Consider the following 22,979-nt stretch of genomic DNA (forward strand, 5'->3'; position numbering starts at 1 on the left):
GGCGTACCCTCGGCGCTCGTGTCCCCGGCAACGATGGACCTCCAGGACGGTCGGCTGACCGACGAGGTCGTCCGCTCCACGATGACGAACTGCTCCCGCGGCGAGGCGCACCGGATGCGCGTGCCGGGCTGGGTGCTCGAGCGCGACCCCGGCCACGAGGTCGTCGGCTGGCGCGACCCCAAGGCCCCCGAGCGCGGCTGGCTGCTCGTCCCCTGCGGGGAGGCCGTCGTGGGCCTGGCCCTGCGGGCCACGCCCGGCAAGGGGGTGCGGGCCACGGCCATGTGCGACCTGTGTCGCACGACCCGCTCACCCGGGGAGGTCTCGCTGTTCGTCGCCGCCCGCGCCGGGGAGGCGGGCCGCAAGCACAACACGATCGGCACGTACGCCTGCTCCGACCTCGCCTGCGCCGACCACGTCCGCGTCCTGCGGGCCACCCCGACGCTCAAGCCGGACCCGGGCCTGAGCGTGTCCCAGCGGCAGGAGGCGCTGCGCGAGCGGGCGGCCGCGTTCGCCGCGAAGGTGCTGGCGACGCGGGACTGAGGGGCGGGCCCGGGCGCAGGTCGGCGGGGCGCGACGTCGCGCACTCGTCGTGGTGAGACCCCTCGGTGGGCGGGGCTGCAGCGGTAGCGTCGAGGCGTGCTGGACACCGACGTCGTTCCCAGCTCCGCGCTCCCGGCGTCCTGGCGCGGGTGGGCCGGGGTGCGCGCCCTGCTGCTGGTGATCACGCCGGTGGTCCTGCTGGCCACCCTGGTGTGGGGTGAGCGCACGGCGACACTGGGCGATCTGCAGGCCGACGTCGAGGCGGGGCGGGTGTCCCGGGTCCAGGTCACCGGCGGCACGTCCCCGGGGACGACGGGAACGGTCCGGCAGGACGTGCGGTGGCGTTCGGGGTGGCAGGCGCACCACGTGGCGGTGCAGCTGGTGACCGGCCCCCGGGAACCGGGCACCACCATGACCGGTGACGACGGTTCGCCCCTGCCCGTCGTGCGAGAGGACGCGGGGGCACGGGTGCGGGAGTGGGACTCCACCGTGCGGGTGGACCGCCTCGACCACGGTTCCCGATCCTCCTTCTCCGCCACCGTGCTGGGGGTGGGGTTGTCCGGCTGGGTGGGGGTGCTGCCGCTGCTGCAGTGGCTGGGAGCGGTGTTCCTGCTCGTCAACGGGCCGGAACCGCGGTGGGTGAGCCGGTGGGGGTGGTTCTGGCTGTTCGCCCTGCCGTTCGGGGTGACGGTGTTCCTGCTGGCGTCGGGGCCGTTGCCGGGGCGGCGTCCCGTGGCGCCGGGACCTGGCCGGTGGCGGGGTGGGAAGGCGTTCGTCGTCTCGCTGCTGCTGGCGGGGGCGGTGGGCGGAGCCGGCGCGTTGTGACGGTGACCGCGGTGCCCGGGTCGAGGACCGCCGTGGCTGCACCCCGGATCGCCCCGGTGCGCGGGTGGTCACACCCCTCCGCGACCGCCCGGTGACCGGCGGACGGAGACGACCTCGGCGGAGGGAGGCGGGGGCTCGCTGGGCCAGCTCGCGGAGACCGACGACCGTCACGGGCTGAGCAGCACCCGTGCCACGGGGCGTGTCCGCGGGGTGAGTTCGCACGGTCGACGGTGGGCCCTGCCAGCACGGCGGGACGGACGTCGCCGGTGTGCCGCACGCGAACGCACCGCGCCGCGGAAGTGGCCCGGCGCGACACGTTCACCGCGAGGTGGTGGGACGGAACGTGCCGCTCCAGCGACGTCCCGGCGGTGCCGCGGATCGTCACGTCCCCCCCCCGGAGGGCGGGACGAACAGACGCACCGCGCGCTGGCCCCTACGGTGGTGACGTGGAACGACGACGGTCTCGTGCGTGGCGGGTCGCGGAGCGCCTGCGGCTCGTCGAGGAGCCCGGCCTCCGTCCGGTGGGCAGTCGAGCGTGGTGGCGTCGTCTGGCCCTCGCCCTCGGCGGGGGCCTGGGGGCCAACGTCCTCCTCCACGCCGTCGACCTCTTCGGCTGAGCTGCCGCGCTCACCTGCGGCACGACCGCGCCGTCGCGGACGGCGGGATGCACCGGACGCGGCCCGTCCGGCGCCTCCTCGCGCGGGAGGTCGGCAGGCACGTGCTGACGCCCTGGGGCTGTCGTCGGTGAGCAGGACCCAGCACGACGGAGGCGTGAACGAGGAGAGCACCCCGGCCGGCGCCTCTGCTCCTCCAGCCGTTCTTGGTGGGTGGATCGGCGAGGACGACATGCCCCCGCACGTGCAGCGGCTGCTGGGAGGCACCGGAGCCGAGCGGCGTGAGGCCGTGCGTCGGGTGATCGACCACGCGCGGCAGACGGGGCAGCCCCCTGCCCCAGGAGCAGGGGACTGAAGGCGCCCCACGTGCGGTCGACGACAGGGCCGCACCGTCAACGTCCACGACAGCGGGATGACCGTGACGTCGAGCTGGGGATGGGAACGGCGGTGAGAACGGCTTGGTGGCCGTCAGGGCGACGTTCTCGCCGATCCCACCGCCGTTCCGACATCGGACCAGCCGTCGAACCGGCAGCGGTGCCCTGCGGCACCCCGGCCGCCCAACACGGATCGCGCCCCACCGGCACGCGCGGGGGCTGCGCCGCACGGGCGGTCCCCTCACCCGGCCGGGTCCGTGACGGTCACCGGTCGTGGCCGGGGTGCGGCCCCGTGCGGTGCACTGGGAGCGGCGGGACCGGCCCGCGCGATCGGTGGGTGTCGGTGAGGTGGGCGTGCGGTCGGGACGGGTGCGGCGGGCCGGGGTGCTGGGGGTTCTCGGCGGTCTCCTCGCCACCCTGACCGTGGGGGGAGGCGCCGTGGGTGAGCCCGTCCCCCGGCTCGGCCTGCGGCCGCTGTGGTCGGACCCGGACTCCCTGGCCCGGCGCCAGCTCGCCGCGTACGAGAACAGCGGCCGCACCGACCTGGCCGACGCGCTGCGACCGCTGGCACAGGCACCGACGGCGACCTGGTTCACCGGGGACGCACCGCGCGAGCGGGCCCGGGCGCTGACGACGGCAGCCGCCGCGGCGGGGGCGCTGCCCGTCCTCGTCGCCTACGACGTGCCCGGCCGCGACTGCGGCTCCTTCTCCGCCGGCGGCGCCGCCGACGAGGACGCCTACCTGGCGTGGGTCGGGGAGCTGGCCGCCGGCATCGGCGACCGGCCGGCCGTCGTCGTGCTCGAACCCGACGCCGTGGCGGCCGCGGTCACCGGCTGCCGGGACCTGGACGCCCGGGCCCGGCTCGCGCTGCTGCGCCGGGCCGTCGGGGTCCTCACCGCCCTGCCCGCCACCCACGTCTACCTCGACGCGGGCCACCCGGGCTGGGTGCGGGACCTGCCCGCCCTGGCGGGCGCGCTGCGGGCGGCGGGGGTCGACCGGGCCGCCGGCTTCGCCCTCAACGTGTCCAACGTCCAGCCCACCGACGCCACGGTCGCCTACGGCCGCAGGCTGTCCCGCCTCCTGGGCGGGGCGCGTTTCGTCGTCGACACCAGCCGCAACGGGGCCGGTGCGCCGGTCGCCACGGGCCGCGTCGAGGACTGGTGCAACCCGCCGGGGCGCCGGATCGGGCGGGTGCCCTCGACGCTGACGGGGGTGGACGTCGTGGACGCCTGGCTGTGGGTGAAGCGGCCCGGGGAGTCCGACGGGAGCTGCCGCCCGGGGGAGCCCGCGGCGGGTGAGTGGTTCGAGGAGTACGCCCTGGCGCTCGTGGGCGTGTAGACTCATCACCGCACGTTGCGGACGTAGCGCAGTTGGTAGCGCATAACCTTGCCAAGGTTAGGGTCGCGAGTTCGAGTCTCGTCGTCCGCTCGGTCGAAGTAGCGTCGGTCCCCGTGAGGGACCGGCGCTCTTCTGCTTCTCGGGGCTGGATCGCGTTCCGCGCCGCCCGGAACCTGCCCGCCAGCGCGCTCGCCCTGGCCTGGGCGCTGCACCACGGGGCGACGGTCTTCGTGGGCGAGGACCTGTTCGTGGAGTGCTCCGGGATGCCGCGCGGCACGTACGGCCGGGGCGGGACGACCGTCGGCAACGTGTGGCTGCACGGCGACCTCGGCGGCGAGCGCCGGCGCCGCCACGAGCTGCGCCACGCGGACCAGTACGCGCTGCTGGGGACGCTGCCGTTCCTCGCGCTCTACGGCCTGAACGCCCTGGTGACCCGGAACCTGCCGCACCGCAACGTGTTCGAGCGGTGGGCGGGTCTGGAGGACGGCGGGTACGCGCGCCCGGCCCGCCGCCGTCAGGGCCGTCGTCGTCAGGGCCGGACGCGCACCGCGAGGACGGCGACGTCGTCCTCGGCGTGACCGGCGACCAGCTCCAGGACGCGGTCGCACAGCTCCTCCGGGCCCAGGCCCGAGAGGCCACCGGCCGTCTCGGCCAGCCACGTCAGCCCCTCGTCGAGGGAGGCGCCGCGGCGCTCGACGAGCCCGTCGGTGTAGAGCAGGACCGTCGCGCCCGGCGCCAGCCCGTGCACGTGGTCGGCGCGCACGAAGCCCGCCTCCAGCCCGAGCAGGAGGTCGGGGGCGGTGCGCAGCAGTTCGGCGGTGCCGTCGGGGTTGACGACCAGCGGGGGCATGTGCCCCGCGTTGGACCAGCGCAGCCGCCAGGTGGCCGACCCCTCCAGGGGTTCGACGGTGGCCAGGATGCCCGTCGCCAGCGCCCCCACGCCGAGGTCGCGCATGGCGCGGTCCAGCGCGGACAGCGCCGCGGCCGGGGAGACCTCCAGGGAGTAGCCGATGCCGCGCAGCAGGTTGCGCACCTGGCCCATGGCCGCGGCGGCGTCCTGGTCGTGGCCGGTGACGTCGCCGATGACCAGGCAGGCCGCGCCGGCCGCGGTGAGGAACGCGTCGTGCCAGTCGCCGCCGACCTGGGCGTGCTCGGCCGCGGGCAGGTAGCGGACGGCGGTCTCCAGGTGCTCCGGCTGCGGCGCGGACGTGAGCAGGCTGCGCTGCAACGTCTCGGCCATCGTCCGCACGGCCGCGGCGGCGGTGCGTTCGGCCTGCGTGGCCCGGGCCCGGTCCAGGGCCTGGGCCGTGGAGGCGGCCAGCGCCGTCACCAGGTCGGTGTCCTCGGCCGACAGGTCCCGGGGCCGGCGCCACGACAACCCCAGCGCGCCGATGACGCGGTCGCCCACCCACAGCGGCCACGCGGTGACGCCGTCGTCGGAGACGACCGGCGTGCCGCGCAGGGCCGCCCCCAGCGCGGACACGGCGGGGTCGCGCTCGTCGCCGCGCACGCGCAGCGTCCCTTCCTCCAGCAGTCCCAGGACGATGCCGTCGGCGCCCAGCAGCCCGGCCGCGCCCCGGCCCAGGATCTTCAGGACGTCGTCCTCGGTCTCCACCGTCGGCAGCGCCTGGGCGACGGCGACCAGCCCGGCCAGCCGCTGGGCCTGCCACTGCTGCAGGTCGGCGCGGCGGCGCTCGGCCTCGTAGGAGGCCGCGGCCGACAACGCGTCGCCGACGGTGGCGGCCACGAGGCGCACGAAGTCGCGGTAGTCGGCGTCCAGCGGCACCTGGTCGTTGAGCCGGACCGCCAGGACCCCCGGGGAGTCCCCGCCGAGCGCGGCGGGGATGCGCACCCAGGCGAGGTGGCCCGCACCGTCGCCCGCACCGGCCTCCTGCACGAGGACCTGCCGGGGCTGCAGCGCGGCGGGCGGCGGGGGCAGCCGGGTGTCCCCGCCCGGCAGCTGCAGGTCCACGTCGGGCAGGTCCACCGGGGCGGTGGACAGGACGTCGAGCGCCTTGCGGGCCAGCTCGGCGGGCGGCTGCAGCTCCGAGGCGAGGTCGCCGAGGCGGGTCAGCAGCTCCAGGCGGCGGTGGTCCTGGACCTGGCGGGTCGTCTCGGCCGCGATGTCCATGACCCCGGCGATCTCGCCGTCGTCGTCGCGCACCGGGGAGTAGGAGAAGGTGAAGTAGGTCTCCTCGGGGTGACCGTGCCGGTCCATGACCAGCGGCATGTCCTCGAAGGAGACGGCCTCGCCCGTGCGGGCCTGGGCGAACAGGGGGGCCAGGTCGTCCCACGCCTCGGCGAACACCTCGCTCACGGGACGGCCGAGGGCGGCGGGGTGCTTGTCGCCGATCATGTCGGCGTAGGCCTGGTTGTAGACCATCTCCAGGTCCGGGCCCCAGCAGATGAGGATGGCGAAACGGGTCTCCAGCGCCAGCTCCAGCGCGCGGCGCAGCGCACGGGGCCAGCCCTCCAGCGCGCCGAGCGCCGTCGCCGACCAGTCGACCTGCTCGTAGGCGTGCCGCAGCTCCGCAGCGGAACCGAACGGGAGCTGGGCGACCACACCTCGAACCTAGTGCCGATCTAGACGCTCGGCGCACCGTCGCCGGTCGCTGCCCGCAGCCAGCGCGACCCCTCCCCCTCCGCCGCGGCGCTGTCGTGCGGGTTGAACAACGTGCACCGGGTCAGCGACAGGCACCCGCAGCCGATGCAGCCGGTGAGGGAGGTGCGCAGGGCCTCCAGTTCGCGGATGCGCTCGTCCAGCAGCCGCTGCCACCGCTCCCCCACCCGCGCCCACTCCCGCGCCGAGGGGGCGCGGTCCGTCGGGAGGGCCGCCAGGGCCTCGGCGATGTCGGCCAGGGACAACCCCACGCGCTGACCGGCCGCGACGACGGCGAGGCGGCGCAGGACGTGGCGGGGGAAGCGGCGCCGGCCCCCCGCGTCCCGCACGGGGTGGACCAGGCCGCGCTGCTCGTAGTGCCGCAGCGCGGCGACGGAGACGCCCGCCCGCGCGGCCACGGTCCCGATGCTCAGCAGGTCGGCCACGAGGGACATCGTGACCTGCGGGCGGCGCCGGCCACGTCGTCCCGGTCGGTGCGCCTGGACCTCCCGCCGCCGGGGACACGCGGGCGTGGCGTGCTGCTGCTGAACCCGGGTACCCTCGCCTCGTATCGTTGAGACTTCAAGCAGGGGGCTGGGGATCGTGGAGATCGGGATCAGCGCGTTCGCGGAGACCACGCCGTACCCGGGGACGGGTACGACCATCTCGCACGCGCAGCGGTTGCGGGAGGTCGTGGCGGAGATCGAGCTCGCCGACCAGGTCGGCCTCGACGTCTACGGCCTCGGGGAGCACCACCGCACCGACTACGCCGCGTCCGCCCCCGCTGTCGTCCTGGCCGCCGCCGCGACCCGCACGTCGCGCATCCGGCTGTCGAGCGCCGTCACCGTCCTGTCCTCCGACGACCCCGTCCGGGTGTTCCAGCAGTTCGCGACGCTGGACGGCCTGTCGGACGGGCGCGCGGAGATCATGGCCGGGCGCGGCTCGTTCATCGAGTCGTTCCCGCTGTTCGGCTACGACCTCGACGCCTACGACGAGCTGTTCGCCGAGAAGCTGGACCTGCTGCTCGCCCTCCGCGAGGACCCGTCGAACGTGACGTGGGCGGGCGGGAAGCACCGTCCCGGCATCCCCGGGCTCGGGGTGTTCCCCCTGCCCGTGCAGCAGCCGCTGCCGGTCTGGATCGCCGTCGGCGGCAACCCGCAGTCCGTCGTGCGCGCCGGGACCCTCGGGCTGCCGCTGGCCATCGCGATCATCGGCGGGATGCCCGAGCAGTTCGCCCCGCTGGCCGAGCTGTACCGCGAGGCCGGCCGCCGCGCCGGTCACGACGAGTCGGTGCTGCGCGTGGCGACGCACTCGCACGGGTTCGTCGCCCCGACGACGCAGCAGGCGACCGACGTGCACTTCACGCCCTACCAGGGCGTCATGAACCAGCTCGGGCAGGAACGCGGCTGGGGCTACTTCTCGCACACGTCCTACGAGGCCGCCCGCAGCCGCCGCGGCGCGCTGCTCGTCGGCTCCCCCGAGGAGGTCGCGGAGAAGATCCTCTTCCAGCACCAGCACCTGGGGATCGACCGGTTCATGCTGCACCTGTCCGCCGGGACGATGCCGCACGCGGACGTCATGCGGGCCGTGGAGCTGCTGGGGACCGAGGTCGCGCCGCTCGTGCGCAAGGAGCTGGGCTGAGTTCGACGCTGCGTCACTGTGCGGGGCGGGGGGTTTGAGTCGTTGACGCGACGCGCCACTAGGTTCGGCGCTTCGCGTCAACGACCCCAACCCGGCCTGGCGCTGTGCACAGGGTTGTCCACACTGTCCACAGGCATCCTGTGGACCCGGGTGGACGCTCAGTCCCCCGGCCAGGAGCCGGTGAGCTTCTCGAACAGCACCGCGCCGCCGCGGTCGGAGGCGGCCTTGACGACGGCGAAGACGAGGCCCTGGAGGGCGGCCGCCAGCAGGACCTCCTTCCACGGGTACTCGTGCTGCAACGCGTCGGGCGCGTCCTCCTCACCGGAGGCCTTGCGCCACACCTGCTTGACGATCGTCCCGGCCAGCACGCCGCCGAGGGCGCCGGTGGCCAGGCCGAGGGGGCGGTAGAGGAGCTTGGCGGTGTTCACGCGCGCCTCACCGCTCCCGGACGACGAGCCACACCGCGAACGCGGTGACGGCGACGATGGCGCCGACGAGGACCGCGGTCTGCTGCGGCGGCGTGCCGGGGGCGCGCTCGCTCGTCTCGTGGACGCGGTGCTGGGCGGTGGCCTTGAGCTCGTCGACCTTCGCCGTGGCCTGGGCCTTGACGTCGGCCTTGGCGGCGAGGGCGTCGGCGGTGGCCGCCAGGCGCTCGCGGGTCTTCTCGATGTCCTCCACGAGGGCGTCGCGGTCGGTGGGGGTCGGGCCCGTACCGGGGGCCGGGGTCGCGCCGCTCATCGCTGCAGTCCCTCCTTCACCGTCTGCACGTCCTGCTTGAGCCCGTCGACGGCGGCCTGCGGCACCGGGGGCGTGGCCTCCTGGACCTCCTTCTTGCCCATGAGCGCCAGCACCGCCGCGACGGCGAACAGCACGACGGCGACGATGAGCGCGGACAGCCAGGCCGGGACGAGGTACGCCAGGCCGAGGATCGCCGTGGTGACCAGGGCACCCACGCCGAAGAACGCGAGCAGACCGGCACCGGAGAACATCCCGATCCCGACGCCGGCCTTCTTGCCCTTGGCGGTCAGGTCGACCTTGGCGAGCTGGACCTCGTCCCGCACGAGGCGGGACATCTGCTCGGTGAGCTGGCCGACGAGCTGGCCGACGCTCTCGTCGCGCCGGTGCGGGGTCGTCGAGACGGCAGGCCCCGGCCCGTGCGACACGCTGAGATCGTCGGTCCGGGTTCCGGACCCAGTGGGTTGAGTCATGCCCGGCCCTTACCCGCACAGCTCGTTCTCAATCAACCCATGTGCGGGTAGGTGTGCGTCGTCGGCGCGACGAACGTCTCCTTGATCGCCCGGGGGCTCGTCCAGCGCTGCAGGTTGAGGATCGAGCCGGCCTTGTCGTTGGTGCCCGAGGCGCGCGACCCGCCGAACGGCTGCTGCCCCACGACGGCGCCGGTGGGCTTGTCGTTGACGTAGAAGTTCCCGGCCGCGAACCGCAGCGCGGCCGACGCCTGCGCCACGGCGGTGCGGTCGTCGGCGATGACGGCGCCCGTCAGCCCGTACGGGGCGCCCTCGTCGACGGTCGTCAGGACGTCGGCCCAGGCGCCGGGCCGGGAGTCGTCGTAGACGTGGACGGCGAGGAACGGCCCGAAGTACTCGGTGCAGAACGCCTCGTCGGTCGGGTCCTGCCCCAGGACGACGGTGGGGCGGACGAAGTACCCCTCGGAGTCGTCGTACGTCCCGCCGGCGGCGATCGTCAGGCCGTCGGTGGCGCGGGCGCGCTCGATCGCGGCGACGTTCTTGGCGTAGCTGCGGGCGTCGATGACGGCGCCGCCGAAGTTCGACAGGTCGCTCACGTCGCCGTAGGTGAGGGAGTCGACGCGGGCGAGGAACTCCTCACCCATGACGTCCCACACCGACTTCGGGACGAACGCGCGGGAGGCCGCGGAGCACTTCTGCCCCTGGTACTCGAACGCGCCGAGGGTCATCGCCGTCGACAGGGTCGCGGGGTCGGCCGAGGGGTGGGCGAGCACGAAGTCCTTGCCGCCGGTCTCCCCCACCAGGCGCGGGTAGGTGCGGTAGTCCGCGATGTTCTCCCCCACCGTGCGCCACAGGTGCTGGAACGTGGCGGTGGAGCCGGTGAAGTGGATGCCGGCGAGGTGCGGGTCGGCGAGCAGCACGTCGGAGACGTCCCTGCCGTCACCGGTCAGCAGGTTGATGACGCCCGGCGGCAACCCGGCGGCTTCGAGCAGCTTCATCGTGTGCCAGGCCGCGAGCGTCTGCGTCGGGGAGGGTTTCCAGACGACGGTGTTCCCCATGAGCGCCGGGGCGGTCGGCAGGTTCCCGGCGATGGCCGTGAAGTTGAACGGCGTGATGGCGTAGACGAAACCCTCCAGCGGGCGGTGGTCCAGCCGGTTCCACACGCCGGGGCCGGAGACGGGCTGCTCCTCCAGCAGGCGGCGGCCGAACGCGACGTTGAACCGCCAGAAGTCCACGAGTTCGCAGGGGGCGTCGATCTCGGCCTGCTGCGCGGTCTTGGACTGCCCGAGCATCGTCGCGGCGGCGATCTTCTCCCGCCACGGACCGGCGAGGAGGTCCGCGGCGCGCAGGAACACCGCGGCGCGGTCGTCGTAGTCCATCGCGGCCCAGTCGCGGCGGGCGGCGAGCGCCGCGTCGGCCGCGGCGCGGGCCTGGTCACCGGTGGCGGTGCCGAACGTGCCGAGGACGCTCGCGTGCCGGTGCGGCTGGACGACGTCGACGCGCTCCCCGCCGCCGAACACCTTCTCACCGCCGATGGTCTGGGTGAGTTCCACCGGGTTCGCGACGTGCGCGGCGAGGGCGTCGGTGAGCAGTTTCCGCTCGGGGCTGCCGGGGGCGTACCCGTGGACGGGTTCGTTGCGCGGGGCGGGGACGTCGGTCACGGATTGCACGACGGGTTTCCTTCCGTGTCGGGTTTCGGTCAGCCGGCGACGAGCGAGCGGGCGAAGAACGCGAGGTTCGCGGGACGTTCGGCCAGGCGGCGGGAGAAGTACCCGTACCAGTCGGTGCCGTAGGGGACGTAGACGCGGACGGTGTGCTCGCGGGCCAGGCGCTGCTGCTCGCCGGCGCGGATGCCGTAGAGCATCTGGAACTCCGCCGACCCCGCCGGCTTCCCCCGCAGCAGTTCCTCGGCGAGGGCGACGATCCGCAGGTCGTGGGTGGCGATCATCGGGTACGCGCCGCCGTCGAGCAGCGCGCGCAGGCAGCGGACGTACGCCTTGTCGACGTCGGCCTTGGCCGGGTACGCGACCTCCGGCGGTTCGTTGTAGGCACCCTTGACCAGCCGCACGCGGGACCCGGGGTGCGCGAGGTCGCGGGCGTCGCCCTCGGTGCGGCGCAGCATCGACTGCAGGACGCAGCCCGTGCGCGGGAAGTCGGCGCGCAGCGCGCGGACGGTCGCGAGGGTGTCCTCGACGCGGGTGTGGTCCTCCATGTCGACGGTGACGTCGACCCCGGCGGCGGCGGCGCGCTCGGCGAGGAGGTGGGCGCGCTCGGTGGCCCGGCGGGGCCCGTCGGGGCCCAGGCCCTGGCCGAGGGCGGACAGCTTGATCGAGATCTCGTTGCCGCCGGTGAGCCCTTCACCGGCGAGGCGGTCGAGCAGGTCGGTGTAGCCGGCGACGGTCTCGTCGGCCTGCTCGGGGGCGGTGATGTCCTCACCGAGCCGGTCGAGGGTCGCGGCGATGCCCTGCGCCGCGAGGTCGCGGACCGCACCGGCGGCCGCGTCGACGTCGTCACCGGCGACGAAGCGGGAGACGACGGGCCGGCTGAGGGTGCTGCCGGTCACGAGCCGGCGCACACCGTCGTTGCCGGCGACGCCCAGGAGGAGTTGTCCGAACACCCCTCGACGCTAGAACGTCCGCGTGAGCGGGGCCACTGACGTCTGCCACGTCGTCGTCCTGCTTCGTCATCCACGTGGATGATGAGCCGGTGAACCCGACCGACCAGGTGCAGGACCTCGTCGACACCGTCGCCGAGCTGACCGGTGCCCCGGTGACGCTGGAGGACCGCGACCTGCTCCTCGTGGCCAGCTCCGGGCACGAGGAGGTCATCGACGACGTGCGCCGGCGCTCGATCCTGCGCCGCCGCTCGGACCCGCGCGTGCAGGAGCTGTTCGCCGGGTTCGGCATCGCCCGCGCCACCGGCCCGCTGCGCATCCCCGGGGACGGCGCGTCCGGTCGCCTCGCCCGGTGGTGCCTACCCGTGCGCTGGCGCGGCGTCACCTACGGCTACCTGTGGCTGCTCGACCCGCACGAACGGGTCCGCGCCGAGCACCTCGACCGCGTCCACGACGCCCTCGACCTCGTCGCCGCCCACCTCGCCACCCGCGCGCGCACCGCCGACCGCACGACGTGGGCCGTCGGGGAGCTGCTGTCCACCGACGCGGGCTCGCGGGCGCGGGCCGTGGAGGAGCTGCAGCGCGACGGGCTGCTCACCCCGGCCGTCACCGTCGTGGCGATCGCCCCCGTCGACGGCGGCCCGACCGGCGCGGTCAACGGCTGGCTGCTGCCGCGCGCGGTGCTGTCCGCGGCCGTCGGCCACCGCGCCGCCCTCGTCGTCCCCACCCCGCTCGCCGGGCGCGTCGTCGCCGAACGGGCCGCCGCGGCCCTGCTGTCCCAGCACCCGGGCGGGCTGGCCGTCGGGGTCTCCGGGCCGGTCGCCGCCGGGTCGGCGCACACGGGCTGGCAGCAGGCCGACGCCGCGCTGCGCTCGGGCGGGCCCGGGGTGCGGGAGTGGGAACGGCTCGGGGCGCTGCGGCTGCACGCCCTCGGCGACCCGGCGGCGCTCGCCGAGGTCGTGCTGGACGAGCGGGCCCGCCGGTTGCTGGCCGCCGACCCCGAGCTGGTCCTCACCGCCCGGACCTACCTGGACCTCGCCGGGTCGGCGCAGCGGAGCGCCGAGGCGCTCTCGATCCACCGGCAGACGCTCTACCACCGGCTGCGGCGGATCACCGCCGTCAGCGGGTTCGACCTCGACGACGGGCGGGACCGGCTGGCGCTCCACCTGGCGCTGGTGCTCGGCGGCTGACCGCACGTGATGGCGATCTGCTTATCGAAAGAGATAAGCTCGCGAGTACTGACTGACCGGAGGACTGACGTGGCCGCCTTGCCCCCGGAACTCACCCGCGCTCCGCTGCGCACCTTCCGCAACGACGTCCTGGCAGCGCGCTACACGCAGCCCGCTGTGCAACTGCACCGGCTGCGGGAGCAGGGCCGGGTCAGGCGAGCCGCCCGGGGCGTGCACTACCTGGTGCCGGACGGGGCCGACAGCGGATGGCGACCGAGCCTGGAGAGCTTGGCCGCCGGGGTGGCCACCGCAGCCTTCGGGGACCGCGTTCCGGTGCTCATGCACCTGTCCGCTGCCCGGGTGCTGGGCGCCGTCCCTCGGGCACTGGCCGTCGCCGTCGTCGCGGTGCCCGAGCAACGCCCTCCCCTGGTGTTGGAGGACCGGGACGACGCTCGGGTCGTCTTCGTCCAGCGAGCGGTCGACGCACTGGACGCTCAGCTCGAAGGAACCGACCTCGGCCCGGTCCTGGTCACGAGCCCCGAGCAGACGCTCCTCGACCTGGCCCGACGGCCGGGGCTGCTCGACCTCCCCGGCGAGGTGTGGGACGCCGTCAGGGGGCTGTGGCCGCGGTGCGACCCGGCGGAGCTGGAGCGCCTGGCGCACGAGCAACGCGGACGCGCCGCCCTCCGACGTGCCCTCGCAGCCCGCGAAGGGCAGGAGCCCTCGCCGAGCCGGTCGTCGGGCAGGCCGGCGTGAGCGGGAGCGAGGATGCACTGGCGCGCTACCGGGCGCAGAGGCCAGCCGACAGCTGGTGGACCGACGTGTCGTCCCAGGACACGGCGTGGATGGACGCCGGCTGGTTGCACCTCGCGACGGCTGTGGCGGCCACGACCTCCGGTCGAGAGCACCTCGAGCGTGAGCGCCTCGAGGCAGCGGACGCCGGGCAGGACGCCACCGTGGCCCGGCTCGACTCGGCCCTCGCACGGGGGGAGCTGCTGATGAGTGCGGCGTCAGCGCGCGACGCCGAGCTGCGGAACCGGCACGGGGCGCTGCACCGGGTGAGGGACGTGCGGCGACTGGGCTCCCGGTGATCCTCCCCGCGGTCCGCGACCCCCGCCTCGTCACGACCCGTCGCGGCGGCACGCTGACCGACGCCGACCACCACCTCCTGGCGCTGTGGGCCGCGGACTGCGCCGAGCACGTCCTGGAGCTGTTCGAGCGCGAGCTCCCGGACGACCGGCGCCCGCGCGAGGCCGTCGACGCCGCCCGGGGCTGGGTCGCGGGATCGTTGCCGATGATGGAGTGCCGGGCCCTCGGCGGGCACGCGATGGGGACGGCGCGGCCCCTGCGCGGCACGGCCCGCTTCGCCGCCTACGCCGCGGGGCAGGCCGCGTGCGTCGCCCACGTCGCCGAGCACGACCTCGGCGCGGCCGCGTACGCGGTCAAGGCCGTCGTCGCCGACGCGGGCGTCGCGGCCGGCCGTCGGGAGCGGGACCGGCAGCGCGACTGGTTGCCCGCGGCGGTCCGGGCGCTCGTGCTGGAGGACCAGGAACGGCGGGACGCGATCTGCTGGGGCGTCTTCTCCCTCTGACCGGTACCGTCCGGTGCACCAGCGCTGTTGCACCGGAGGTGGTTCGTGCCCGGCTACCCGGAGGGCGCACCGCACGAGCAGGGGACGCTCGACGCCGGCGAGGGCCACCGCGTCGCGTGGTGGGTGAGCGGGAACCCGGCCGGGACGCCCGCGGTCGTCCTGCACGGCGGTCCGGGCGGACGGTCGACACCGGCGTGGCGGCGGTACCTGGACCCGGCCCGCTACCGGATCGTCCAGGTCGACCAGCGGAACTGCGGGCACAGCACCCCGTCCGCGGCCGGCGACGTCGTGGACCTGTCCACCAACACCACCCCGCACCTGCTCGCCGACGTCGAGCGGCTGCGCGAGCACCTCGGCGTCGAGCGCTGGGTCGTCCTGGGCGCCTCGTGGGGCAGCACGCTGGGGCTCGCCTACGCGCAGCGGCACCCCGACCGCGTCCGGGCGCTCGTCCTGTTCGCCGTGGCGACGACGACGCGGCGGGAGGTCGAGTGGATCACCCGCGACGTCGGCCGGGTCTTCCCCCGCGAGTGGGAGGCGTTCCGCGACGCCGTCCCACCGGCCGAGCGCGACGGGGACCTGGCCGCCGCGTACGCACGGCTGCTGCACGACCCCGACCCGGACGTCCGCGAGCGCGCGGCGGCGGCGTGGTGCGCGTGGGAGGACGTCCACGTCTCCCTCGCCCCGGGCGACCGGCCGAACCCCCGCTACGCCGACCCCGCGTTCCGCCTCGCCTTCGCCCGGCTGGTCACCCACTACTTCGCCGCGGCCGGGTTCCTGGCCGACCTGGCTCCGGGCGGTGACCTCGTCGCCGGCGCGGACCGGCTCGCCGGCACCCCGGGGGTCCTCGTCCACGGCCGGCTCGACGTGTCCAGCCCGCTCGACGTCGCCTGGAACCTGCACCGCGCCTGGCCCGGCAGCGAACTCGTCGTCGTCGAGGACGCCGGTCACGGCGGTGACGCGTTCCTCGCTCCCGTCACGGCCGCCACGGACCGCTTCGCCGCGCTCGGGTGAGCGAGCGGGTGGGTCAGCTCAGGGTGCGCACCGCGACGACGGCCACGTCGTCCTCGGGCCGGCTGGGGAGCAGGTCGTCGAGCACCGCGTCGCAGAAGCCCTCCAAGTCGAGCCCGGCGTGCCGGGAGGCTGCGTCCAGGAGCAGCGCCGTCCCCTCGTCCAGGCCCTGGTCGCGACGCTCGACGAGGCCGTCGGTGTGGAACAGGACCGTGTCGCCCGGGCGCAGGACCACCTCCCCCTCGTGGCGCGGGGTCGCCGGGTCGATGCCGAGCAGCAGGTCCGGGCCGTCGCGCCCCTCGGCCACCACGAGCGGGACCGCGACTCCGCTGCCGCCGCGCACCACGACCGGCGCGGGGTGCCCGGCGCTGGAGAACTGCAGGACGACACCGCCCGGCTGCGGGTGCAGGCGGCCGACGAGCACGGTGGCCAGGGTGCCCAGCCCCAGGCCGGCGACGGCCGCGTCCAGCCGACCCAGCAACGCGGCCGGCCCGTCCGGGGCGGCGAAGGCGATGCCGCGCAACAGGTTGCGGAGCTGCCCCATGGCGGCCGCGGCGGCGGTGTCGTGGCCCACGACGTCACCGATGACGAGCGTCGTCGTGCCGTCGGGCTGGTGGAAGGCGTCGTACCAGTCGCCCCCGACCTGCGCGGCGTGCGCCGCGGGCCGGTAGCGCACCGCGGTCTCCCAGTGCGGGGACCGCGCGGGAGGGGTCAGCAGGTGGCGCTGCAGGTCCTCGGCGATGCGCTGCTGCTGGCCGTACAGGCGCGCGTTGTCCAGGGCCAGGGCCCCGCGCTCGGCGACCCCGGAGATGGTGGCGAGGTCCTCGGGGTCGAAGGGCCGCCGGCCGTGGTCGCGGGCGAGCGTGACCAGCCCGACGGTGCGGCCGCGGGCGCGCAGCGGCAGGACGACGACGAACTCGGGGTCCAGGGCGCTGATCTCGTCGTGGGCCTGCCCCGGGCCCACGAGGTCCTGGATCGTCGTGACCGCCGGGACGGGCAGGATCACCGGACGCCCCGTGCGCACGGCCTCGAGGATGTACCGGGGCCCGGCCGGGTGGTGCTCGGTGAGGGCCCGCATGCGGTGCGAGCGGTAGGACTCCAGCAGGTCCTGGCGGGTGGGGTCGGCGTGCTGGCAGCCGACGTCGCGCAGCGTCGACTGCCCCTCCACGACCGAGACGATGCACCAGTCCCCCAGGACGGGCACGAGGATGCCCGACAGGCGGGCCACCGCCGTCTCGGCGTCGAGCGTCCCGGACAGGTGGGCCCCGACCCGCGTCAGGACCTGCACCTGGGTCCTGGCCCGCTGGGCCGCCTCCTCCGCCTGCCGGCGCGCCGCCGACGGCAGCAGCAGGACGCTCGTCCCGTCGCCGTCGGGCCAGGCGCGCAGCTCGCACCACAGCGACAGCGGCTCGGGGTGGAGCAGTTCGACGGTCTCGGCCCGCCCGGTCCGCTCCACGGCCTGCAGGACGCGGTCGGCCTCGGACCCGGAGGCCAGTGGGAACACGTCCCCCCAGGGGCGGCCGACCAGGTCGGTGCGGGGCCGGCCCGCGAGCCGCTCGGCCTCGGCGTTCAGCGCCCGCAGCAGCCCGTCGTGGTCGAGGGCGTAGTAGGCCGCCGGCAACGACTCCAGCGCGCTGGCCGCGTCGACGACGTGGTCGGCGCTCGTGTCGTGCACGACCCCGGTGAGGCGGGCGGGCCGGTCCCCGTCCAGGACCACCCGGCCGCGCACGCCGACCCACGCTGGGCGGTCCGGGCCCGGTCGCAGGCGCAGTTCCACGTGGAACGGGGTCGCCGTCCGCACGGCGAGGGTCACCGCCTCGCGGAACCGGTGCGTCTCCTCCGGGCCGGCCAGCTCGGCGAACCGGTCGGCGTAGCCGGTGGCGGTGGGGACGGCCGGCTCCCCCAGCAGGGCGGCGAGCCGTTCGTCGGCCGACAGCTCCCCGGTCGTGAGGTCGTAGTCGAAGACGGCGACGCGGGCCGCGGCGAGGACGAGGTCGAACGGGGCGTCGCGCAGGCCATCCCGGACAGGGAGGGACCCCGCGGGCTCCAGCACGCTCGCCACCTCCTCGACGACCCGTTGTCGCACCGACTGTAGTGCGCGAGCAGCGCACCGTGAGGGGAGTTCTCGTGTTGCCGGCCCGCGGGACCCTCGCGGGCCGCTCGACCTCAGCGCCCGGTCTTCTGCGCCGCGACGGCCTCCTCGGCCCGCTGCAGGACCGAGCGCACCCCGGTGTCGAACGGGGACCGGCACTCCAGGGACGTCGCCCGCACGACGCCCACGGTGACCCCGACGACGCGGTCGTCGGAGCGCCGGCCCCGCGCGGGCAGCGGCGAGGGCGGCGTCCAGGCGCGGACGGCGTCGGCGATGCGCTGCGCGGTGCCCTCCTCGGTGCCCGGCAGGACGGCGGCGAACTCGTCGGCCCCCAGCCGGCCCGCGGTGGCGCTGGGCGGCAGGGCCGCGCGCAGGTGGGCGGCGAAGGCGATGAGCAGGGCGTCCCCGGCGGCCAGCCCGTAGGAGTCGTTGACGGCGCGGAACCCGTCGAGGTCGGCGGTCAGGACGCACACCGGGGCCTCGGTCTCGACGGCCGCGCCGAGGGCCGCGGACAGCCGCTCCTGCAGCAGGCTGCGCGCCGCGACACCGGTGAGGGCGTCGCGGTGCGTGGCCTTGGCCATCTGGGTCGCGCGGTCGCGCAGCGCACGGGTCGCGGCCCGCAGCGACTGCTCCAGCTCCCGCACCGGGGTGACGTCGCGGCTCACCAGGACGGCCCCGGCGTACCCGCCGTGCCCGTCGTACAGGGCCGTCGCGGCCGACTCCACCACGAGGGAGCGACCGGCGCGGGTGACGAGCTCGACCTCGACGCCGGACCAGCTCCGGCCGGCGACCAGCGCCCGGCGCACGGCCTCGAGGTACTCGTCGGCCCCCTCGTCCAGCCACAGCCCCCGCACGTGCCGGCCCACGAGGTCGCCGGCCCGGACGCCGTACAGGCGCTCGGCCCCGCGGTTCAGCAGCTGGACCGTGCCGGCCGCGTCGACGGTGACGATGGCGTCCCCGACGTGCTCCAGCAGCTCCTGCAGGAGCCGGCGGCTCACGACCCCGACGTCGCCCTGGCAGATGCGCACCGACGTGTGGCGCAGCCCGCCGTCGGACCACACGACGGCCGACCCGGCGACGCGCCGGCCCCGGGCGTCGCGCAGGTCGACGGCGCCGGAGACCGCGGGGACCTCGCCCAGCACCTCGTGGGGGAAGCACCCCAGGACGGTGGCCGCGGAGTGCCCCAGGACGGACTCCGCGGCGCGGTTCCAGGCGCTGATGCGGCCGGTGGGGTCCACCGTCCAGGTGGGGTCGGGGAAGCCGTCCAGGAACCGCGCCGTCGCAGCGTCCTGCGCGTCGAGCTGCACCGCCCCACCCCGTTCCCACGCCGCCTGCGGACCCACCTCCGAGTGATCGGCGGCCGCGGCCGCGGGGGTGAGCGTCCGAACGGGTGGCTCAGCGCGTCGGTGCGGCGTGGCTGGCGGCCACGAGGTGACGGACCTGCTCGAGGATCTCCTCCAGGTCGGTGACGGGGATGCCCATGGACGCCGACCCCCACAGGCCGTCGCCGATGAGCTGCACCAGCCGCGCCAGGCCCCGGTCGCCGCCGAGCTGGTCCTCGATGAGGTCGCGCCAGGCGTCGTTGACGGCGACGTAGGCCTCGCTCGCGCGCGAGTCGCCCTCCTGGGCGAGCCGGAGCAGGGCGATGAGGGCGGTGCTCAACGGGTCCGGCTCGGCGCCGGCGAAGGAGTCCGCCTCGGTGGCCGAGGTGCGCACGTAGTACTCCGCGGGCCCCTCCGGGGCCGTGCGCATCTGCTCCAGGTCCTCGCGGGCGATGCGCTCGAAGCGCCGCACCAGGCCCTCGACGAGGGCGTCCTTGGAGGCGAAGTGGTACAGCAGGCCGCCCTTGGACACCCCGGCCCGGGCGGCGACGGCCTCCAGCGTCGCCGAGCGCGCACCGCTGCTGACGACGAGGCCGGCGAAGGCGTCGACGAGGCGGTCACGGGTGGCGGCGGGGTCCCTGGGCACCGGGAGAGGGTAACCACTCGCCACTATACCGTCTGGACGGTACAGTCTTGGGGTAGCCAACTCGACGAACCGAGGAACCGTGGACACCACGACCGCCCAGCCGGTCTCCCCCGCCCCCTCCGACCGCCCCGGCACCCGCCAGTGGGCCGCCCTGGCCGTGCTCGTGCTGCCGGTGCTGATCATCTCGATCGACATGACCGTCCTCAGCTTCGCGCTGCCCGCGATCAGCGAGGCCGTCTCCCCCACCGGCACCCAGCTGCTGTGGATCGTCGACGGGTACTCCCTGGCCATCGCCGGCCTGCTCGTGACGATGGGCACGCTCGGCGACCGCCACGGCGCGCGCAAGCTCCTGCTCATCGGCTCCGCCGGCTTCGGCGTGGTCTCCCTGTTCGCCGCCACCGCCGAGTCCGCGACCGCGCTCATCGCCGCCCGCGTCGCCCTCGGCGTGTTCGGCGCGACCCTCATGCCCTCCACGTTGTCGCTGCTGCGCAGCACCTTCACCGACCGCGAGCAGCGCCGGACGGCCTTCGCCGTCTGGGCCGGGGGGTTCGCCGCCGGCGGCGCGCTGGGCCCCATCGTCGGCGGCTGGCTGCTGGAGCACTTCTGGTGGGGCTCGGTCTTCCTGCTCAACGTGCCGTTCATGGTGCTGCTGCTCGTCCTGGCCCCGCTCGTCGTCCGCGAGCACCGCGGCGGCGGCACCCACGGCCGCCTCGACGTCCTCAGCGTCGTCGTCTCCGTGCTGGCGCTGACCGCCCTCGTCTACGGGATCAAGACGCTGGCCGAGCACGGCCTCGCCCCCGCCCCCGTCGCGACGTTCCTGGCCGGCGTCGTGCTCGGCGTCGTGTTCGTCCGCCGGCAGCAGCGGCTGACCGACCCGCTGCTGGACGTCGACCTGTTCCGGCTACCCGTCTTCCGCTCCTCGGTGCTCGCCAACCTCATGAGCGTCTGCGGCATGACGGGGATGCTGTTCGCCGTCTCGCAGTACCTGCAGCTCGTCCTCGGGATGCGGCCGCTGGACGCGGGGCTGCTGCTGCTGCCCGGGGCCGTCGTGACGTTCGTGTCCGGTCTCGTCGCGGCCCGGCTGGCCCGGCGCCTGCGCCTGGACCTGCTCATCGCGACCGGTCTGCTGCTGGGCACCGCCGGCTACACCGTCATGGCCCTCCTCGGCCCCGGCGGCGGCTCCGCCCAGGCCGTGCAGCTCGCCGTCGCCTTCGCCGTGCTGTGCGCGGGGGCCGGGCTGGCCGAGACGCTGACCAACGACGCCATCCTCTCGGCCGCCCCGCCGCACCGGACCGGAGCCGCCTCGGCCATCTCCGAGACGGCCTACGAGGTCGGCGCCGTGCTCGGCACCACCGTCCTGGGCAGCGTCCTCAACGCCGTCTACCGCTCGCAGGTCGAGGTCCCCGCCGGGGAGGCGGCCGCCCGCGAGACGCTCGGGGCGGCCGTCGAAGCGGCCTCACGGCTGCCCGGGGGCGAGGCGCTGCTCGCCTCGGCGCGCGCGGCGTTCACCCACGGGCTGGACGCGACGGCCGCGGCCGGTGCGGTCCTGACCGCGGCGGCCGCGCTCGTCGTGTGGCGCTCGCTGCGCCCCAGGACCCCCCGCACCCCCGCGGAGCCGTCCCGGGATGTGGTCACGGCCGACCGGGCCTAGCGTCGGCGCCACCACCGCAGGACGTGAGGAGCACACCGTGCCGAAGACCTCCAAGTCGGGCGAACCCGTGGAGAGCGAACTGCCGAGCACGCTGCAGCGCTCGGACGAGAAGGCGCAGGAGACGTTCGCGAAGGCGCACGACTCCGCCGCCGACTCCTACGACGACGACGCCCGCGCCAACCGCGTCGCGTGGGCCGCCGTCAAGCACACCCACGAGAAGGTCGGCGACCACTGGCAGCCCAAGGAGGACGGGCGCAAGGGGCCGTCCGACCCGCAGTCCGAGGGCGGGGTGGACACGGACCGCCGCTCCTCCGGCGGCGTCGACGAGCACGCGACGAAGGAGCACCTGCTCCAGATCGCCCGCGAACTCGACGTGGAGGGCCGGTCCACGATGGACAAGGCCGAACTGGTCGAGGCGATCCGCAAGGCCAACGACAAGGCGACCCGGGACAGCCGCTCCTCGTCCTGACGTCCCCGGCGCGGCCGGAGATCACCCCCCGGGGGTCTCCGGTTCGGCGGGGAACGCCTGCCCGCTCAGCGGCGCGAACCACCGGTACTCCCCCGGCGGGAGGTCCGGCAGCGGCAACCGCGGGCGAGGCTCGTCGTGGACCTCGGGATCGGTGAGCACCGCCAGGTGCGGTTCCAGGACGACGTGCCGTCGTCCGGGGGCCACCTCCAGGGACAGGTGGAGGGTTTCGTCGAGGTGCACCTGCAGCAGGTTCAGCCCGGCGATCTCGACCGGCGAACCGGGCCAGAGGGCGTCACGGGTCTCCTCGTCGACGCGGCAGCAGCGGCCCAGCTGAGCAGCGGTGACGTGCACCTGCAGCGGCGGGTCCTGCGGTTCGCCGTGCCAGCGGTGCAGCGTGAAGACGGCGCCGTCGCAGGTGACGTCGGGATCGTCCTCGCGCAGACGCCGCTCGAACTCGGCCAGGAGCTCCTCGTCGGTCACCGTGCCAGGCTAGTGGTCTCGTGCAGAAGTTCGTGATCACCGAACCGGCGCGACAACTGCACACATCGCTGCCTGAACCACGCCCAAGGACGCGGCACCGTCGGTGTGCATGGGAATGCTTCTGCCGACGGTGCCGCGCCTGGACGATGCTCCGCGGACGGCGTTGACGCAGGTCGCCGAACGCCCCACCAGCCAGCAACGACACGCCGACCGGGCCCACTGGGTCCTTGCCCTGGAGGCCGCCGGCGGGGACGTCCGCGCTGTGGCCACCGGCTTCGGCATCAGCCCCACCACCGTGCGCAAGTGGGCCCGCCGCGTCGGTGAGCACGGCCCGGACGGTCGGCGTGATGCCCCGCGCAGTGGCCGCCCGCGCCTGTACGACGACACGGCCGTGCGGGACCTGCTGACCTTGGCCACCGAGGCCCGTCCCGCCGTCAACGCCCTGTAGATCGACGGTGGACCCACGCCGAGCTGGCCCAGCGCATGGGTGAGCTGAACTGGGGGGTCACCGCCTCCTGGGTCAGCCGCACCCTGGCCGGGCTGTCGTTGAAGGTCCACCAGATCCGCGGATGGCTGCACCGCCGTCCCGACCCCGACTTCAGCGCGAAGGTCGCTGCCATGCAGAAGGTCATCGCCGGTGCCGGCAAGAACCTGCACCCGGTGCTCAGCGTCGATGAGAGACTGTTTCAGATGTGGGTATGAGGGTGGGATCCTGCTCGGGTGAGTGGCGTGCAGCGTGAGGCTTACCCGTCGGACTTGAGTAATGCGGAGTGGGAGCTCATCGAGCCACTGCTGCCCAAG

Annotated in this window: 26 protein-coding genes and 1 tRNA gene; 16 read left to right on the top strand and 11 right to left on the bottom strand. The window is 75.1% G+C overall.

The window, feature by feature from the left end:
* The first annotated feature begins 18 nt into the window (after positions 1 to 18).
* From AB2L27_RS17350 to AB2L27_RS17375, 6 genes are all read left to right on the top strand, one after another.
* Positions 19 to 540 (top strand): FBP domain-containing protein, encoded by a 522-nt coding sequence (locus AB2L27_RS17350; protein WP_370442747.1) that lies wholly within the window; start codon positions 19 to 21, stop codon positions 538 to 540.
* A 96-nt stretch (positions 541 to 636) separates the two neighbouring features.
* Entirely contained in the window at positions 637 to 1,365 is a 729-nt protein-coding gene (locus AB2L27_RS17355; RefSeq protein ID WP_370442748.1) for a hypothetical protein, read from the top strand.
* 446 nt (positions 1,366 to 1,811) lie between these two features.
* A complete protein-coding gene (locus AB2L27_RS17360; protein ID WP_370442749.1) occupies positions 1,812 to 1,982 on the top strand; it encodes a hypothetical protein in 171 nt (56 codons plus the stop codon).
* An 809-nt stretch (positions 1,983 to 2,791) separates the two neighbouring features.
* Positions 2,792 to 3,691, top strand: a complete 900-nt coding sequence (locus tag AB2L27_RS17365) for a glycoside hydrolase family 6 protein (protein WP_370442750.1) — start codon at positions 2,792 to 2,794, stop codon at positions 3,689 to 3,691.
* A gap of 17 nt (positions 3,692 to 3,708) precedes the next feature.
* Positions 3,709 to 3,781, top strand: a tRNA-Gly gene (locus AB2L27_RS17370).
* A 23-nt stretch (positions 3,782 to 3,804) separates the two neighbouring features.
* Positions 3,805 to 4,269, top strand: a complete 465-nt coding sequence (locus AB2L27_RS17375) for a hypothetical protein (RefSeq protein ID WP_370442751.1) — start codon at positions 3,805 to 3,807, stop codon at positions 4,267 to 4,269.
* On the opposite strand, the gene AB2L27_RS17380 is transcribed toward AB2L27_RS17375, so the two are convergent.
* Together AB2L27_RS17380 and soxR are read right to left on the bottom strand one after the other, a co-directional pair.
* Positions 4,221 to 6,254: a SpoIIE family protein phosphatase gene (locus tag AB2L27_RS17380; RefSeq protein WP_370442752.1), complete on the bottom strand. Its 2,034-nt coding sequence runs from the start codon at positions 6,252 to 6,254 to the stop codon at positions 4,221 to 4,223. The genes AB2L27_RS17375 and AB2L27_RS17380 overlap by 49 nt on opposite strands.
* A 20-nt stretch (positions 6,255 to 6,274) precedes the next feature.
* Complete coding sequence (gene soxR / locus AB2L27_RS17385) at positions 6,275 to 6,745, bottom strand: redox-sensitive transcriptional activator SoxR (protein ID WP_370442753.1); 471 nt, start codon at positions 6,743 to 6,745, stop codon at positions 6,275 to 6,277.
* 148 nt (positions 6,746 to 6,893) lie between these two features.
* Between soxR and AB2L27_RS17390 the strand changes: the two genes are divergently transcribed.
* Positions 6,894 to 7,931 carry an LLM class flavin-dependent oxidoreductase gene (locus tag AB2L27_RS17390; RefSeq protein WP_370442754.1) on the top strand — a complete coding sequence of 346 codons (1,038 nt, stop codon included), beginning with the start codon at positions 6,894 to 6,896 and terminating at the stop codon, positions 7,929 to 7,931.
* Between the two features lie 158 nt (positions 7,932 to 8,089).
* On the opposite strand, the gene AB2L27_RS17395 is transcribed toward AB2L27_RS17390, so the two are convergent.
* The 5 genes from AB2L27_RS17395 to AB2L27_RS17415 are packed head-to-tail and all read right to left on the bottom strand — an operon-like array spanning position 8,090 to position 11,753.
* Complete coding sequence (locus tag AB2L27_RS17395) at positions 8,090 to 8,359, bottom strand: DUF4235 domain-containing protein (RefSeq protein WP_370442755.1); 270 nt, start codon at positions 8,357 to 8,359, stop codon at positions 8,090 to 8,092.
* Between the two features lie 7 nt (positions 8,360 to 8,366).
* Positions 8,367 to 8,669 carry a DUF3618 domain-containing protein gene (locus AB2L27_RS17400; protein WP_370442756.1) on the bottom strand — a complete coding sequence of 101 codons (303 nt, stop codon included), beginning with the start codon at positions 8,667 to 8,669 and terminating at the stop codon, positions 8,367 to 8,369.
* On the bottom strand, positions 8,666 to 9,139 hold the full coding sequence (locus AB2L27_RS17405; RefSeq protein ID WP_370442757.1) for a phage holin family protein: 474 nt from the start codon (positions 9,137 to 9,139) through the stop codon (positions 8,666 to 8,668). The genes AB2L27_RS17400 and AB2L27_RS17405 overlap by 4 nt, the downstream gene beginning before the upstream one ends.
* Before the next feature lie 32 nt (positions 9,140 to 9,171).
* On the bottom strand, positions 9,172 to 10,806 hold the full coding sequence (gene pruA, locus AB2L27_RS17410; protein ID WP_370442758.1) for an L-glutamate gamma-semialdehyde dehydrogenase: 1,635 nt from the start codon (positions 10,804 to 10,806) through the stop codon (positions 9,172 to 9,174).
* Between the two features lie 29 nt (positions 10,807 to 10,835).
* Positions 10,836 to 11,753, bottom strand: a complete 918-nt coding sequence (locus tag AB2L27_RS17415; protein ID WP_370442759.1) for a proline dehydrogenase family protein — start codon at positions 11,751 to 11,753, stop codon at positions 10,836 to 10,838.
* Positions 11,754 to 11,842: 89 nt separating this feature from the next.
* On the opposite strand from AB2L27_RS17415, the gene AB2L27_RS17420 reads away from it, so the two are divergent.
* The 5 genes from AB2L27_RS17420 (at position 11,843) to pip (ending at position 15,521) form a co-directional block, all read left to right on the top strand.
* Complete coding sequence (locus tag AB2L27_RS17420) at positions 11,843 to 12,940, top strand: PucR family transcriptional regulator (protein WP_370442760.1); 1,098 nt, start codon at positions 11,843 to 11,845, stop codon at positions 12,938 to 12,940.
* Positions 12,941 to 12,949: 9 nt separating this feature from the next.
* Positions 12,950 to 13,675, top strand: a complete 726-nt coding sequence (locus tag AB2L27_RS17425; RefSeq protein ID WP_370442773.1) for a type IV toxin-antitoxin system AbiEi family antitoxin domain-containing protein — start codon at positions 12,950 to 12,952, stop codon at positions 13,673 to 13,675.
* Positions 13,676 to 13,740: 65 nt separating this feature from the next.
* The gene (locus tag AB2L27_RS17430; RefSeq protein WP_370442761.1) at positions 13,741 to 14,010 is read left to right on the top strand and encodes a hypothetical protein; all 270 of its coding nucleotides are present in this window, start codon (positions 13,741 to 13,743) and stop codon (positions 14,008 to 14,010) included.
* The gene (locus tag AB2L27_RS17435; RefSeq protein WP_370442762.1) at positions 14,007 to 14,510 is read left to right on the top strand and encodes a putative immunity protein; all 504 of its coding nucleotides are present in this window, start codon (positions 14,007 to 14,009) and stop codon (positions 14,508 to 14,510) included. Before AB2L27_RS17430 ends, AB2L27_RS17435 begins: the two co-directional genes overlap by 4 nt.
* 45 nt (positions 14,511 to 14,555) lie before the next feature.
* Positions 14,556 to 15,521, top strand: coding sequence for a prolyl aminopeptidase (gene pip, locus AB2L27_RS17440; protein WP_370442763.1), 966 nt, complete (start codon positions 14,556 to 14,558; stop codon positions 15,519 to 15,521).
* 13 nt (positions 15,522 to 15,534) lie between these two features.
* Here pip and AB2L27_RS17445 read toward each other — a convergent pair whose 3' ends face one another.
* From AB2L27_RS17445 to AB2L27_RS17455, 3 genes are all read right to left on the bottom strand, one after another.
* Positions 15,535 to 17,571: a SpoIIE family protein phosphatase gene (locus AB2L27_RS17445; protein ID WP_370442764.1), complete on the bottom strand. Its 2,037-nt coding sequence runs from the start codon at positions 17,569 to 17,571 to the stop codon at positions 15,535 to 15,537.
* Positions 17,572 to 17,684: 113 nt separating this feature from the next.
* Positions 17,685 to 18,953, bottom strand: a complete 1,269-nt coding sequence (locus tag AB2L27_RS17450) for a diguanylate cyclase domain-containing protein (protein ID WP_370442765.1) — start codon at positions 18,951 to 18,953, stop codon at positions 17,685 to 17,687.
* Between the two features lie 52 nt (positions 18,954 to 19,005).
* Positions 19,006 to 19,578, bottom strand: coding sequence for a TetR/AcrR family transcriptional regulator (locus AB2L27_RS17455; protein WP_370442766.1), 573 nt, complete (start codon positions 19,576 to 19,578; stop codon positions 19,006 to 19,008).
* Positions 19,579 to 19,657: 79 nt separating this feature from the next.
* Between AB2L27_RS17455 and AB2L27_RS17460 the strand changes: the two genes are divergently transcribed.
* Positions 19,658 to 21,229, top strand: a complete 1,572-nt coding sequence (locus AB2L27_RS17460; protein ID WP_370442767.1) for an MFS transporter — start codon at positions 19,658 to 19,660, stop codon at positions 21,227 to 21,229.
* A 37-nt stretch (positions 21,230 to 21,266) separates the two neighbouring features.
* Positions 21,267 to 21,698, top strand: coding sequence for a ChaB family protein (locus AB2L27_RS17465; RefSeq protein ID WP_370442768.1), 432 nt, complete (start codon positions 21,267 to 21,269; stop codon positions 21,696 to 21,698).
* Positions 21,699 to 21,719: 21 nt separating this feature from the next.
* On the opposite strand, the gene AB2L27_RS17470 is transcribed toward AB2L27_RS17465, so the two are convergent.
* A complete protein-coding gene (locus AB2L27_RS17470) occupies positions 21,720 to 22,178 on the bottom strand; it encodes a hypothetical protein (RefSeq protein WP_370442769.1) in 459 nt (152 codons plus the stop codon).
* Between the two features lie 109 nt (positions 22,179 to 22,287).
* On the opposite strand from AB2L27_RS17470, the gene AB2L27_RS17475 reads away from it, so the two are divergent.
* Both AB2L27_RS17475 and AB2L27_RS17480 read left to right on the top strand, forming a co-directional pair.
* Positions 22,288 to 22,626 carry a helix-turn-helix domain-containing protein gene (locus tag AB2L27_RS17475; RefSeq protein ID WP_370442770.1) on the top strand — a complete coding sequence of 113 codons (339 nt, stop codon included), beginning with the start codon at positions 22,288 to 22,290 and terminating at the stop codon, positions 22,624 to 22,626.
* A gap of 35 nt (positions 22,627 to 22,661) precedes the next feature.
* On the top strand, positions 22,662 to 22,880 hold the full coding sequence (locus AB2L27_RS17480) for a hypothetical protein (RefSeq protein ID WP_370442771.1): 219 nt from the start codon (positions 22,662 to 22,664) through the stop codon (positions 22,878 to 22,880).
* Positions 22,881 to 22,979 lie beyond the last annotated feature (99 nt).

This window comes from Kineococcus halophytocola (assembly GCF_041276425.1).
In the GTDB taxonomy this organism is placed as follows: domain Bacteria; phylum Actinomycetota; class Actinomycetes; order Actinomycetales; family Kineococcaceae; genus Kineococcus; species Kineococcus halophytocola.

Coding starts and splice junctions, on each gene's coding strand:
- soxR (WP_370442753.1), bottom strand. CDS start 6,745: ATGTCCCTCGTGGCCGACCTGCTGAGCATCGGGACCGTGGCCGCGCGG.
- AB2L27_RS17400 (WP_370442756.1), bottom strand. CDS start 8,669: ATGAGCGGCGCGACCCCGGCCCCCGGTACGGGCCCGACCCCCACCGAC.
- AB2L27_RS17405 (WP_370442757.1), bottom strand. CDS start 9,139: ATGACTCAACCCACTGGGTCCGGAACCCGGACCGACGATCTCAGCGTG.
- AB2L27_RS17425 (WP_370442773.1), top strand. CDS start 12,950: ATGGCGATCTGCTTATCGAAAGAGATAAGCTCGCGAGTACTGACTGAC.
- AB2L27_RS17475 (WP_370442770.1), top strand. CDS start 22,288: ATGGGAATGCTTCTGCCGACGGTGCCGCGCCTGGACGATGCTCCGCGG.
- AB2L27_RS17480 (WP_370442771.1), top strand. CDS start 22,662: ATGGGTGAGCTGAACTGGGGGGTCACCGCCTCCTGGGTCAGCCGCACC.